The organism is Bradyrhizobium sp. DOA1, assembly GCF_001593325.1.
GTDB lineage: Bacteria > Pseudomonadota > Alphaproteobacteria > Rhizobiales > Xanthobacteraceae > Bradyrhizobium.
Genome location: NZ_JXJM01000001.1, coordinates 6124752 through 6137955, shown reverse-complemented (window position 1 = coordinate 6137955; position 13204 = coordinate 6124752). Strand labels below are relative to the sequence as shown.

The 13204-nt window shown below is 60.0% G+C and carries 11 protein-coding genes and 1 pseudogene; 8 read left to right on the top strand and 4 right to left on the bottom strand.

Annotated features, from left to right (window positions below):
- Positions 1-62: 62 nt before the first annotated feature.
- The gene (locus SE91_RS28305; protein ID WP_061849991.1) at positions 63-257 is read right to left on the bottom strand and encodes a hypothetical protein; all 195 of its coding nucleotides are present in this window, start codon (positions 255-257) and stop codon (positions 63-65) included.
- A gap of 281 nt (positions 258-538) precedes the next feature.
- On the opposite strand from SE91_RS28305, the gene SE91_RS28300 reads away from it, so the two are divergent.
- Complete coding sequence (locus SE91_RS28300) at positions 539-718, top strand: hypothetical protein (protein WP_061849990.1); 180 nt, start codon at positions 539-541, stop codon at positions 716-718.
- Between the two features lie 1462 nt (positions 719-2180).
- Positions 2181-3761 (top strand): porin, encoded by a 1581-nt coding sequence (locus tag SE91_RS28295; protein WP_061849989.1) that lies wholly within the window; start codon positions 2181-2183, stop codon positions 3759-3761.
- Positions 3762-3903: 142 nt separating this feature from the next.
- On the opposite strand, the gene SE91_RS28290 is transcribed toward SE91_RS28295, so the two are convergent.
- Both SE91_RS28290 and SE91_RS28285 read right to left on the bottom strand, forming a co-directional pair.
- A complete protein-coding gene (locus tag SE91_RS28290; RefSeq protein ID WP_061849988.1) occupies positions 3904-4782 on the bottom strand; it encodes a recombinase family protein in 879 nt (292 codons plus the stop codon).
- A gap of 955 nt (positions 4783-5737) precedes the next feature.
- Complete coding sequence (locus tag SE91_RS28285; RefSeq protein ID WP_061849987.1) at positions 5738-6229, bottom strand: MarR family winged helix-turn-helix transcriptional regulator; 492 nt, start codon at positions 6227-6229, stop codon at positions 5738-5740.
- 168 nt (positions 6230-6397) lie between these two features.
- Between SE91_RS28285 and SE91_RS28280 the strand changes: the two genes are divergently transcribed.
- Positions 6398-6613: a hypothetical protein gene (locus SE91_RS28280; RefSeq protein ID WP_061849986.1), complete on the top strand. Its 216-nt coding sequence runs from the start codon at positions 6398-6400 to the stop codon at positions 6611-6613.
- A gap of 583 nt (positions 6614-7196) precedes the next feature.
- Here the strand turns inward: SE91_RS28280 and SE91_RS28275 are convergent.
- Positions 7197-7733, bottom strand: a complete 537-nt coding sequence (locus SE91_RS28275) for a DUF4142 domain-containing protein (protein ID WP_197489522.1) — start codon at positions 7731-7733, stop codon at positions 7197-7199.
- A gap of 137 nt (positions 7734-7870) precedes the next feature.
- Here SE91_RS28275 and SE91_RS37885 point away from each other — a divergent pair, with 137 nt between their 5' ends.
- From SE91_RS37885 to SE91_RS37365, 5 genes and pseudogenes are all read left to right on the top strand, one after another.
- The gene (locus SE91_RS37885; RefSeq protein WP_245318555.1) at positions 7871-9127 is read left to right on the top strand and encodes a PDC sensor domain-containing protein; all 1257 of its coding nucleotides are present in this window, start codon (positions 7871-7873) and stop codon (positions 9125-9127) included.
- Positions 9118-10167, top strand: a complete 1050-nt coding sequence (locus SE91_RS37880) for an adenylate/guanylate cyclase domain-containing protein (RefSeq protein ID WP_245318554.1) — start codon at positions 9118-9120, stop codon at positions 10165-10167. Before SE91_RS37885 ends, SE91_RS37880 begins: the two co-directional genes overlap by 10 nt.
- A 436-nt stretch (positions 10168-10603) precedes the next feature.
- On the top strand, positions 10604-12028 hold the full coding sequence (locus SE91_RS28265) for a sensor histidine kinase (protein WP_082813857.1): 1425 nt from the start codon (positions 10604-10606) through the stop codon (positions 12026-12028).
- A gap of 48 nt (positions 12029-12076) precedes the next feature.
- Positions 12077-12712 carry a response regulator gene (locus SE91_RS28260; protein ID WP_061849983.1) on the top strand — a complete coding sequence of 212 codons (636 nt, stop codon included), beginning with the start codon at positions 12077-12079 and terminating at the stop codon, positions 12710-12712.
- A gap of 266 nt (positions 12713-12978) precedes the next feature.
- Positions 12979-13204: pseudogene (locus tag SE91_RS37365) on the top strand (hypothetical protein); the annotation flags it as partial.

The following is a 13204-nucleotide window of genomic DNA, read 5'->3' as shown; positions in this document are numbered from 1 at the left end:
TGGTTGAGCGGATTCAAGCGTGCAATCTAAACAACGTTCCCCCAGCGCACACAATTTAACTTCTAGGTGCCGCGCCAGACGTGCAGCACCCCTTGGCGAAATCCGCCAATGAAGTGATCGGAGGCATCCGCCGGTAATATGAGCGCTAGTTCGTCGAATGATCCGGCGACCATGGTGGCAAGCTCGTGGGCGCTGGCATGCTCTGCCCAGCGACGCCCCAATTCCAGTCCACGCTGACGGTCGTGATCCGCGTCCATGGTTAGCCTTGCTTAAATCACAGCCCCGCCGAAGCTGCGGAGGAGGTCGCCGGGCCGGACGCCTCCCGGCTGGGCTGAGGGGAAATTGAACTGCGAGTAAGTGCGCGAGGAGAGCGAAGCACGTTTCTGCCTAAAGGACGGTGCAGTTTGTGCCTAAGGCTGTTACGCTGGCTGAACACCCCGTGCCACGAGTGGCACGCTGGGAACAATGCATCTTCCACGTTTTTCAACCACAATGTGTGCCGGACTACTAATGGGGGCGTCAGATCAATGGAACACAGATGGCGCGCTGGAATATGCCTTGGAGCGAAGCAGACCTTGAAAAGCTCAAGTCGCTGGCGGGGACGAAGAACATCAAGGATATCGCCGAAGAATTAGGCCGGACGACAGGCACAGTCGTGGCGAAGGCGGTCGAGCAGAAGCTTCCTATCATTGTGCACATGCGAAGCGGACGGGCGTAGTTCGGGATCGGGAAAGGCCGTCAGCCGGATGCATCACCAAACCCGCTGACGGCCCTTGCTGGTCGCCGGAGAACCCGGCTGGTACACGCACATAGTTCACAATTAAACCTAGGCATGAACATATTCGAGCGGGGGCTTTTTCATGGTTGTGCACCGACGATGACGAATGACCCGTCGGTGATAAGTCGGCAAATTTGCCGCGTTCCGTATTACAGCCAAATTTGCCGTCCGGCTTGTGCAGGAAAAAGGCAGGACTACTGTCGTTCGTCCTAAGACGACCTTCGGCAAATTCGCAGAAGGTGGGGATCCAGAAAAAACGCAGCGTTTGATGCTGCCAGAAGCGGTCGGATTGACCGGGCCGATGCGCCCGGGCGATGCAGGCGGAAGCGAAAGAGCGGCAGAGCGGCACGGCGCCCTGCAAGCCCCGCTGAACATCCCCGGCAAATTACCTGAAGTGAAAAGGTTCACGTGCGACAAGGTGGCCGCTTTCACCAGCATTGGGGCACGTCGGTTCGAAGTGAAGTCGTCCTAGACCGTCGTCTGTGCCTCGACTTCGCGGTCGACTTCGGCCCTAAGCGTCTCGAGGTGCGAGCCATGATTGTTGGAGAATTCGCGCTTGAGTAGATCAGTTGCCAGATTTGGCGATTTCACATTGGCCGCATCTCATCCGTGCACGATTCAAAGACTTAAGGCCGAGCGCAAGCGCCGCAAGCATGCCCAGCGAGAGAGCTGCGCCACGTCGTTGAACTGGCTTCAAAAGCTCTCGCTGCTAGATCTCGATCGCGGCCCCAGCAAATGCAGCACCGGCGACTCGTTCCAGCGCGGGCCAGCGCTGAAATTAGGTCCAGTAACCCATCGCGTCCAGAGGCAACCATCAGTGACGGCCATGCCCACCATGACGTGAGCGTCTTCGGCAAAGCGTTCGCTGGCATGCGCCGGCCGGCCCGCCTCGGGGCCGAGGTGACGAGCCCTGCTTCTGCGGGGCGCTGGAATCTAGCCGGGCGTTTGCACATACCGCTGCGAGCCGGGAGAGATTCGCTGCGGTACAGAATCGTTGCTGTTGCACAAAGTCCGCCGCTTGCTTCGTCGAATGGGGCGGTACCGCGGGTCCGCTAAGCTTCCGCCTCCGCGTCCAAAATGTATCCGGAAAAACAACTACTTACGTGGCAATCGCCACTTCACGGCTGCGTGATATTTGTGCAACAATCCTCCGAAAACGCTCGGTTCATGAGCGAATTCGAGCGGTCCTCCATTGATTGATCGGGACTCTTCGGTTTCTATCAGTGCGCGACGGAGGGGGGCATCCCAAGGTCGTCCCGTTTAGGTCATTCGCTTAAGTCCCTCGCGTTCATGCGGGTGTGTCCGAAGACGCGAAGGAGCCGAAAGCGGTGATTTAGAGGGGGTTGGGGAATTGGCCGTCCGGGTCAGTGACCTTCCCTGAAGAGCAACTTGGAGGTTTAACATGAAGTTGGTTAAGAGCCTTTTGCTCGGCTCAGCGGCGGGTCTGATCGCCGTGGGCGGAGTGCAGGCAGCCGATCTGCCCGTGAAGGCCAAGGCGGTCGAATACGTGAAGATCTGCTCCCTATACGGTGCGGGTTTCTATTACATCCCAGGCACCGATACCTGCATCAAGCTGGGTGGTTATCTGCGCGCTGAAGTCGCGCTGGGCACGAATAGCGTCTATGGTGCGGCGAACGGCTCCCCGGCCGGCGCGCACAATCGGCTGAGCAACTACTACACCGCTCGCGCTCGTCAGGATCTCAACATCGACACGCGCACCGCGACCGAGTACGGCGTCGTCCGTACCTTCTTCGATGGCGTCTTCTCCTGGACTACGGGCGGCTATCAGGGCACGGGTTCTGCTTTCGGCGGCACTGCCTATACCAGCACGCTGGGCCTCAACACGGCTGGTGCGTCGCCTGCGCTGGTCGGTTCGTCGATCAACCCGACCGACGGCGGTACCTCGGGCGGTTCGCTCGGCGTGTACTATGCCTTCATCCAGTTCGCTGGCTTCACGATGGGTAAGGCCGTGTCGCAGTTCGATGCGCCCTGGACCAACTATCCCGGCAACAACTTCGACGGTCTCGTCGGCGGCAGCGGCACGGTCACTGGTGTGAACCAGTTCACCTACACCGCTGACTTCGGTCAGGGCATCACGGCGTCGTTCTCGGCCGAAGATGCAACGGCCTATTACCAGGCCGGCAACTTGAACCTTAGCGCTGCAGCTGCGTCAGGTGCTGCGGCCATTGCCGGTTTGACCACTGGTGCGCTGGGCGCCAATTCCATCGGCGGTTCGCGCTCTCCGAATCTCGTCGCTATGGTTCGTGTCGACCAGGCTTGGGGTCTGTTCCAGGCGTCGGTCGCTGCGCATGACAACCACGTTGCCTATTACGGCGCGACCGAGCCGACTGGCCACCCCGACGACAAGTGGGGTTGGGCAGCTCAGCTCGCTCTGTCGATCAAGAACATCCCGACCGGTGCGGGTGACGTGATCAACATCCAGGGCGTCTACACGGACGGTGCGACCCGCTACAACTTCCAGAACCTGGCGGGTAGCTCGTTCCTCATGTACGGCAGCTCGGGCATCGCCTACCAGAGCGTCGCTGCGGTTGCTGCTCCGGACACGGTCTTCATCAACGGTGGCCAGCAGGAAACTGTCAAGACCTGGGGCTTCCGTGGTGCTTACACCCACAACTGGGATCCCTACTGGAACACTGCGATCTACGGTGCGTACGCCCAAGCTCAGTTTGGCAGTGGCGCCAAAGCCTTCCTCTGCGGAGCTGGCGGCGTCTTCTCTTCGGTTGCGGGCGTAACTTCGTGCAATCCTGACTTCAACATCGGTCAGGTTGGCTTGATCACCCGCTGGACTCCGGTCAAGAACCTCACGTTCTCGGCCGACCTGAACTGGACCCATGTCGACCAGAAGTATTCGGGTGTCATCGCGGCTGGCAACAACTTCCCGGTCGCCAAGCCGGCCGCGACCTACGAGCTGAAGGATCAGGACAGCATCACCCTGCTGCTCCGCGCTCAGCGCAACTGGTAAGTTCGGTCTAACGACCTGACAGAGAGCCTCGGCGGGAAACCGCCGGGGCTTTTTCGTTCAGGGCTTTTAGGAGAAGGAGAGCAGCCTACTGCCGCTCGAATCGAGCTAGGCGCAGAGTTGGTGCCTGGCTGCCGAGGATCGTTCAGCCTACCGAAATCCCTCTGAGCGCAGGGCCATCCCAAAGACAGATGTCGAAGTACCTGCCTGGGAGGTCACGTCCTACTCGCGCGTCTGATAGCCTTGGCATCGCGTTTTTGCCCGCGCACGCGACGGAGAGGTCAGTGATAATTCCCTTGAGAATGACCGCAATTGCGACGCGATTGCTGTAGGCGTGGCTTTGGTCAATCGATTGCTGCAAAGCGAGATTGTGGAGACGCTCCAGCTCAGATCTGCGCTCGCTGTTAGCCAACATTCCCAGTGTCGGATGGATAAGGAAGGTGACGACTGCCTTTTCGAAGTCTTCATATGACCAAGCCGTCCGCGTGCAGCCGCGCTCAGTGAGGTCCTGCGAGCAAATCATCGCTTTGCCGCCGCCATCTCTGTGATATTTGATCTCGCTGCTGCAATACGCGCACCTGCCCAAACCAGCAAACAGGTTGACCAGGTGTTTTCCTTTTCTCCCTCGCCGGAACGTAAGGTTATGGCGCCGCGCGAGTTGAGCTGCATCGAATGTGGCTTGATCGATGACTTGCGGATAGTAGTTGGGAATTGGTGGACCGATTGGTGATCCCTTGCTACGACCGCCCGCGTAGCTTTTCGGCTGATACTCACCCAACGTCGCTCTACTCCGGAGCATGTTGTCGATGGTGGTGCTGTCCCAAGACGGGGAGCGCCCAAAAGTGCCGACCTTCTTCTCGTCGAGATAGTTGGCGATGGCGTAACTTCCCATTCCACCGATTGCTAGCTCGTATATCCTGCGAACGACCTCGGCTCTCTCGGGCAAAAATACGAAGCTTTGGCGATCCGCACTGAGGGTAAGCCAACTCGGACAGGCCGAGATCTTTTTTGGTTTCTCCGACATCCTAGTCTCGAGGCTCTAGCTTGTTCGCAGTTGAGATGACTACATTGACCCAGTATTTGCGCGCCGGCTGCCCCTTGTGAAGAGGCTGCTTTGCCGAACTTGCAGCGAATCTCTCTGGGATACTTTCTCGGACTTCTGACCCGTATGAATCTATCAGCTCCTGACAGAACTCGTGGCGGAAAACGATGGACTAGCGCCGATGATGTCCGACTTCTCGAGTTGGCCCGTGAGGGTAAATCTGCGAGCGAGCTCGCATCCATGATGCAGCGCAGCTACTCCAGCGTTCAAAATCGGTTGCGCTTTTTGATCGGCCGATCTGGAGGCGCTAAGTGTTTTCCGCGCCAATCGAAACAAAAGCGAGTGCCGATGGCCGATCTCTCTTGTGGCGCGCTTTCTCAACAATCCCACGACGTCGTGAGGATCCTATGGTCTGAGATTAAAGGACATCAGAACATCGTTAGACGACGGGAGCCCTCCACTTTGAAACCCGAAGTGGAGTGTTTCCTTGGCGCGGTAGTACGGGAGGGGCTGGTTTCTCTCCAGCCAAGCAGTCCGTTCATGTGGACCAGAATCTCGCTATCGCGAATACGTACAAATGATGCCGGGGTAGACTCTGGCGTAGCAAGGAATCTCATAATTGCGCTTCATAATCATGGTTTTTTAGAGCTACTAATTGGGTATGTGGGGAGCGGCGGAACTTTTAGATTGGACGCGCCGGCCGCCCGATTTGGCCGCTCGGCGCTGTTTAAAGCGACCCGAAAAGCTTTGGAGGTCTGTACACTGTGCGGAATTGATTTGGACAATTTACACACGCATTTCCCGAGCCTCCGTTAGGCACGTGACGATCGTGCCCTTATTGCGAGCGATACCGGTAAATTCGGAGCTAGTCTAAGCGAGCTCTCGCTCCAGTGCCGGTTAGCACGGATCTAAGCACCATCAAGAGGCTGTGAGGCGATCACTTTGATGTCGTGTCGATATCAATTGCCAATAATTGGGATCCTAGTCTGGCATTCTTGGAAATCGCTGCGAGCGTGGTGTTCAAGTCGACAAACACCTCTTCATTCAAATCTTTGAGCAGCGTCAAATTCAACGCGATCATTTTTTCGGAGATTTTTTCGAAATCTATCTTTGCCTTAGGCGAGAGCGACATCAACACAAAGCGGGCATCGTCCGATCGCGGCTGCCGCAATATAAGCTTTTGCTTTTCTAGAATTTTTGCTTGGCCGGTCACAAAAGAAGGATGCACTCGCAGCTTTTTGGCCAAATCAGTTCCTGAGACGCCTTTCCCAATGTCCAATTCTGTTATGCCCATCAGCATCAACCACTGCGGTTCTGTAACTCCCAGCAGCTTCGCCCAACTGGAGTGAATATCCTCCAACTGGGAGTGAATCTCGATGATGTTCCAAATGAACACGTCAACAGCTTTGTCCAGTTTGTCCGGCCTCATGCGGCTTCCACTTTCTCCGAGATCATGATTGCAAGTTTCAGCAAACGTGTGAAGTCTCAAATGCGAGGACGGCAAGAACGAGCGAATCTCGTGTTAGCGAGGGGAAGTAGGTGTAAGTGGGTTTGAGTTCAGGTTGGAACCGTCATCTCCAAGTCGCGGTTGACCGGCATGACCGGACGAACTCTCTACGAAAGCGCCAACGGCGACGTCTGGCGGCTGGTGCGCGATCCGCGATCAGGCGCGGCTATGGTCGAGCATGAGCCGAACCTCAGCTCGGGCGGACGAACATCCCTGACCGAGATCGAACAGTTTCTTCGAGCAGGCGGCAAGGGTCCAGAACACCAGGCTCTATTGGCTTTGATCGGCACGCTAATCGATGACTGAGGCTACCTAGAAGCGTCAGTTCTTTTTCTTTTCGAACAGACTGGGCTGCCTTGGTTCGCTGCCGGTCTCCGTCCTCGCCACCGTCGCGCTGCTTTTCATCTTTGGAGTGCTGCGCTTCTAGGTGCCGGACGCAGTCCGTATCCGGCGGCCATTGTTCGGCATCGGTCACGGCGAATTGTCGGGACCGCGGCGACCCAGCGGCGGAGTGCCGATTTGCTTCCTAGATGAGGTCCAAGGTGGCAGTTCTCCCAGACCGGTCCCAGGCATCTATTGATTTATGTCAAAGGGCCCAGACTCGGCGCAGGAACATCGTAGCTGGGGGTCCTCAAAGGTTCGTGGAGTAGGTCGGCTCTCGAGGTGAAAGCGACGACGTCTTACCCGAAATGTCCTTCAGCCGCGAGCACTGTCTCGGGCTGGAACGGCTGCATCCGGAACGTGAACGCGGTCGGCATGCCGATCCCACGGCATGCCGTGCCGCCGACCCGTCGCCCGTCACCTGCATGCTGAGGCAGGCAGACTCCCGCTTTTGGACGCGCCTGTCGTCGGGCGCGTCCCCAGCCGCATCGCACTGCGCGGCAGCAGTTTACTTCTTCATCCGGGACGAACGGCCGGTTGTGGCGTTCTTGTCATCGTCGTCGCGCAGATCCGCCAGCAATTGCAGATGTTCCTTGATCTGCCCACGTGCGAGCTTGGCTACATTGATGTGCGCAGGATCCTTACCGCTCGCCAGATAGGTCTCCTGAATGCGCAACAGCTTCTGATGGCCTTCGGTCTGCGCGCGGACATAGGCCATCTCGAACTCCTTGCCCTCCATCTGCTCCATCTTCTGCAGCGTGGGCTGCTCGTCCTGCGGGACGTGCTTGCGAGCCTCGGACTCGGATGGCGGATTAGGTTTACCTGTCGCCTTGCTCGGGTCCATCATCGACATCAGCACGTCGGCGATGGTCTCCTGCTCGGCGACCTCGAATTCGGCAAACTGCTTGATGTCGTCGTCGCGGACCTTCTTGACCGCGACCCGCGAGGCGAGCAGCGACATCGAACCAACCGCCAGCGTGTCCGTCATGTGCTTCTGCTCCGCATCCCCCATCGTGCCGGTTCCTGCGCCAGCGGTTTGAGACATCGACGAGTCCTTGGAGGCATCGTTCGTCCTTTCTTTGCCGGCGGTTTGAGCGAGAGCCGGCGCGGCCATCGTCGCGACGATGCCGGCGATAAGAATGCGTCGTTCGAGCATTGGAAAGTCTCCTTCCATGTGGGGCGGTGCAGCACGCTTCAAACGTCTTGCTGAGCGGAAGTTTCCTAGGAAACGGCGTCTCTCCTGATTGGCGGCGCGGTCGCAAGACCGGCCGCGTCTTTGGAACGCTTCCCGCTCATTCGATGAATTTGGGGAGTTCCGCGCATTTGCCGCCGGGACGAATAAGGCGCAAGATGGATCGCTGGCAGAAACCCATCGGCGGTAAAAACATGCCCGATCGCAGCCTGAGAATTGGATTCAGGACGTCGATCATCGCGATCTTCGTCGGAACCGTTCTGTTCGTCGGGCTGTCGCTGGTGTACCTCAGCTTCGAGCGGGTCGGCGCCATCACCCGGACCGCGGCGGCATCCTTCCTCGACACCGTCGCCCAGCTATCGGCCGACCGCATCGACGCGCAGTTCATGGCGGTCCGCGACGGACTGGACATCCTGCAGGATCTGCCGTCGGTGCGATCGGCCGCTGTCCGCGACAATCCGCGCCTTTACGCGCTGCTGGCGTCGATGCTCCGCAACAACCGGCAACTCTATAGCCTCTACGCCGGCTACGACGACGGCAAATTCGTGCAGATGGACTACCTGGAGCGGGGCGGCGACGCTGCGCGCTTGCGCAGCGAGGCGCCCGAAGCGGCGAAGTTCCGCTTGGTCGTGATCTCAGGCCCAGCGCGCGCCGATTCCACAATCGATTTCCTGCGAGACGATCTGAGTTCGGTCGAGCGGCGGCCGGGGTCTACGGACTACGATCCGCGCCGGCGGCCCTGGTACGCCGGCGCGTTCGAAAAGGACCTGCGGCCGCTGACGGAGCCCTACATCTTTTTTGCCATCGGCCAGCCGGGCTACACACTCCGGATGCCCATTCCGGGCTCTCCCCGCGGCGTCGTCGCCGGCGACATCCTCACCGGGAAGCCGAAGCGCTGCTGCGCAGGCAGCAGCTCGGTCGCTCGGGCATGGTCGTCCTGTTCGACGACCAGAACCGGGTGCTTGCCCACCCGCAGATGTCGGAGCTACTCGCGCCCAAGGAAAGTACGACCGTCGAACTGCCCAAGCTCGCGGACGTCGACCGCATCGGCATCGCCAGAGCAATCGAGGCCTGGAAGAAGACCGGCGGCTCCCAACAGATATTCGAAGACGCCGACGGGCGGATCCATGCGGCGGCATTCCGCACCATCGCCTCCGCAGGACCGGCTAATTTGTGGCTCGCCGTATCGGCGCCGATCGACGAGTTCTACTCCCAGATCGAAGGCGAACGGCGCCGATTGTTCCTAACGGCCATCGGTTTCGTCCTCGCCGTGCTGCCGATCGTGCTCTGGATGGGAGCGATGATGTCGAAGCGGATGAGGGCGCTCGCCGCCGAGACCGACGGCATCCGGCACTTCGACATCGCCGACACGCCGCGCATCCGGTCCGTGGTGCGGGAGATCGACGATCTGGGCCGCTCGGTCTCGGCCATGAAGAACCTGGTCCGGACCTTCTCGAGCTTCATCCCGAAGCGGCTCGTCCGGAAGCTTGTCGAAAGCGAAGTGCCCATCGAGCTCGGCGGAGAGCGCAAGGAGCTGACCGTGATGTTCACGGACGTCGAGAACTTCACGTCGCTCACGGAAGGCGCCGAACCCACCAGCGTGATGCGGATGACCTCGCGCTACTTCTCGGTGCTTTCCGAAGAGATCATGGCCCGGCATGGCACTGTCGACAAGTTCATCGGCGACGCGGTCATGGCGTTCTGGAACGCGCCGAGCGAAGACGAGCGGCACGTCTTCAACGCCTGCCACGCGGTGCTGGCCTGCGTCGAAGCCAACAGCAGACTGAACGCGGAGTTCGCCGCGGAGGGCCTTCCGCCCTTCAGGACCAGGTTCGGCCTTCACGTCGGGGACGTCGTGGTCGGAAACATCGGCTCCCGCGATCGCATGAACTACACGGCGCTCGGTGCTGCCGTGAATCTCGCGGCCCGCCTGGAAGGACTGAACAAGGAATACGGGACGACGGTGCTGGTGAGCGAGGCCGTCAAGACGCGCTGCGAAGACGAATTCCTGTTTCGCGGGATCGACTGCATCAGCCCAAAAGGATTCGCCGCGAAGTTTCGGATCTACGAACTGATCTGCACCCGAAAGGAATCAACACCCGGGCAACGCGAACTCGTCGGAGACTGGCACGCAGTGCTCTTTCGAAAGCCCGGTACCTCGGAGGACTCGGGCCTGAAGGCCTTGCAGAAGTTCGCGCTCGCCTATCCCGACGATCTCGTCGCCTGTCACCATCTCCGGCACGCGGGAGCGCCTGTCGCTCCGCTCGCTAGAGAAGTGGACGGGTAGGGCCGAAAGGATTGGGAACGGGACGCTCGCGAAGTCGCGGCCTCGCATTTTAGCAAAATCCCCTGTTTTCTCGAATTGTCCGCGACATTCATGCCGCTGATTCTTCTTGCCATCATCTTAGGTGGGCCATAACCTCCAGGTTGTCGAAGGCGAAGATCACAGCCTTCCACTAGGCGATGCCCCCCGCGGCTTTCGTAGAGCCGCCAACACAAAGATGCCCGGCGGCACTAGCGAGCGCCCGGCATCTTTAGAGAGGTGCGCACTCGTTCGATACGTTGGATGGAGATCCTTTTTCGCGATACTAGATGCCGGCGCTACCCGCCGGAACGGTGTGCGAACCGTAGGTATCTCGGCGGTTCACTCTTCCGCTAAAACGTGCAAACTCGACGTGCGCTCCTAAAGGACGCGGGCGATCAGAAAAGACAGGGGTAACCTGATGTCGCAACAACGTCCGTTCGCTGTCGCGGAGAACCCTCCGGGGCATGATCCGCAGAATTGTCTTCTGCTGCGGGCCCAGGACGCGATCGCCGAGTACAGGCTTCGCTCGCAGACCTTGCGGTCCGGTTCTTCTCAGGTCAGAGCGCAGGCAGTCGATTTGCTCGAGCAAGTCGCCAGTCTCCGGGCTACCCTCGCCTCGTTCGGCGTCAATGGCGCACTCGCTACGGCTGCATCATCGTCGAGCGGAACGCTCCCGCAAGCCTGGTCGAAACCGCTGACGGCCGCCTCTCTCGACACGCGGGACGAGATTGAAGTCGTCGTGCTCGATGGCGACGGTCGCATCATCCTTGGAAATGCGGCCTGGTACCGTTACGTGGCAGATCACGGTCCCGAACTTGGGGGCGGATGCGTCGGCCGGCTATATCTCTCTGTTCCGTTTCTTCGACCAAGCGCAGCCGATCTTCCGGAATATCGGAGCGGAATGATTGCATTGCTCGCGGGCTCCAAGCGCGAAGTCAATATGACCCTGCGCGTCGGCACAGGCATTGGCAAGCGGCAATTCCGGCTTCATGCGGTACGCGTCTGCGGCGGCGGAAGCGACCAGATCGTCGTCAGCCGCCAAGACGTCACGGATGTCCACGAATCTCGGCTGGATCTCGCCTGTCTGGCTGCCCGGCTGGTGGAGGTCCAGGAGAGAGAGCGTGCCCGCTACGCGGAAGAGCTCCACGACTCGACGGCACAGCATCTGACGGCGGCATCGCTGAACCTGATGGCCCTCAAGGAAAAGGCGAAGCATGGCTCTGTCGACGTGGAAAGCGCGATCGCGGACATCGGAAACTCGATCGCCGAAGCGCTCCGTGAGATACGTTCGATCAGCTACCTTCTGCATCCTCGAACCCTGGACCGCGACGGGCTCTGCGCGACTCTGAGACGCTTCGCATCGGGCTTCTCGGAACGTACCGGCATCGAGATCAACGCCGACGTACCGAAGGAGGTCGATACGCTTCCTTCGATCCTCCAACGGGCAGCGCTCCGGATCGTCCAGGAGGCCCTCACGAACGTGCAGCGCCACGCGGGCGCGACCAGGGCTGATGTCCGCGCCACGCTCGCCGAAAACATGTTTTTTCTGGCCGTCCGCGACGACGGCAGGGGCTTCGCAACGAAGCCCGACAGCGCCGGCGTCGGCATATCCGGCATGGAGGCCCGAGCTCATCGTTTCGGGGGCGATTTGCGTGTGACGTCGAATGCCTCGGGTACCGAGGTTCTGTTGCGTATTCCGTTGCGGGCACGACGGACGAGGATGGGCGCGACCCGGACGGGCCCCGCACAGCCGAAGCCCTCGCCGGCCGAGCTACTGGAATTAGGGAGGGGCCGTCCAATTTCGAGGGCAAACCCTGATTCCCAGCAGCGGCGGCCCGACTAATCTGGAGGAGACGCGGTCCGGACGCGCGTAAGGAGGTCGTTGCGCAGGATGATCAGAATCGTCATCGCCGATGACCATGAGGTCGTCCGCTCCGGCCTGCGGACGATCCTATCGACACGTGCGGATTGGGAGGTCGTTGGCGAGGCGGCCGACGGCAAGGACGCGCTGACCGCCGTGCTGTCAACCAAGCCCAACATCGCAATCCTCGACTACGGCCTACCTACGATCAACGGCATCGAACTGACGAGGCAGATCCGCGCGCGGTGTCCCGACACCGAGGTGCTGATGTTCACCATGAGGGACGACGACAGCATCGTAGAACGCGCGCTGGAGGCAGGCGCCCGGGCCTATCTCCTAAAATCCGAAGCCTCACAGTTTCTGCTTTCGGCCATCGAATCTTTGGCGCAGCACAAGCCCTTCTTCACGGGCCATAGCTCCGAAAGGCTACTGAACGCATTTCTCAATCCTGGAAGAGGACGGGATAAGCCTCTGCTCAGCCCACGCGAACGGCTGGTCGTGCAGCTCATCGCGGAGGGGCGCACCAACAAGGAGATGAGCGACATCCTCAACGTCAGCATCAAGACCGTCGAGGCGCAGCGCTCGGCCGCGATGAAGAAGCTGAACTTGACGACCACCGCGGCCGTCGTGCGCTACGCCATCAAAGAGAAGCTGATCGATCTCTGAAGCGCAGCGCTTCGCAAACTGGAAGCCCCCACATGGAACTTACGCCCGTCGGGATCCCGCACAGAGACATTCGCTGCGGAGCTGCACGACGCCGTAACGGCGATGGAGCGCGCCGACGCAAGCTTTCAGGGCATCGTCCAGAACCTTTTAGGGTTTGCCCTAATCGACGGTTCGCCCATCACTCTGCAATCTGACGAACGAAAATGCAAAGGTCTTCGCGACACCTCCAGCGAACGGCCGATGCGTACGCCAGGGAGGATGCAACGATGATCTCTTTCGCCAAGACCCTGCCAAGCCCGACTGTCTGCGCCGCAGCGCTCGCGACGACCCTGATGCTGAGCGCGCCGGCGCGCTCGGTTCCGATGACACCGGCGCGCCTCACGCCAGACAACGTCTCACCGGTACTGGAGCCGGTACGTTTCGCGGGCGGACGCCGAGGCGCTGTCGTCGGCCCCCGGGGCGGAGCGGTCGTCCACCGCGGCGGTGCGGTCG

Coding starts and splice junctions, on each gene's coding strand:
- SE91_RS28300 (WP_061849990.1), top strand. CDS start 539: ATGGCGCGCTGGAATATGCCTTGGAGCGAAGCAGACCTTGAAAAGCTC.
- SE91_RS28295 (WP_061849989.1), top strand. CDS start 2,181: ATGAAGTTGGTTAAGAGCCTTTTGCTCGGCTCAGCGGCGGGTCTGATC.
- SE91_RS28305 (WP_061849991.1), bottom strand. CDS start 257: ATGGACGCGGATCACGACCGTCAGCGTGGACTGGAATTGGGGCGTCGC.
- SE91_RS28260 (WP_061849983.1), top strand. CDS start 12,077: ATGATCAGAATCGTCATCGCCGATGACCATGAGGTCGTCCGCTCCGGC.
- SE91_RS28275 (WP_197489522.1), bottom strand. CDS start 7,733: ATGTCTCAAACCGCTGGCGCAGGAACCGGCACGATGGGGGATGCGGAG.
- SE91_RS28290 (WP_061849988.1), bottom strand. CDS start 4,782: ATGTCGGAGAAACCAAAAAAGATCTCGGCCTGTCCGAGTTGGCTTACC.
- SE91_RS28280 (WP_061849986.1), top strand. CDS start 6,398: ATGACCGGACGAACTCTCTACGAAAGCGCCAACGGCGACGTCTGGCGG.
- SE91_RS28265 (WP_082813857.1), top strand. CDS start 10,604: ATGTCGCAACAACGTCCGTTCGCTGTCGCGGAGAACCCTCCGGGGCAT.
- SE91_RS28285 (WP_061849987.1), bottom strand. CDS start 6,229: ATGAGGCCGGACAAACTGGACAAAGCTGTTGACGTGTTCATTTGGAAC.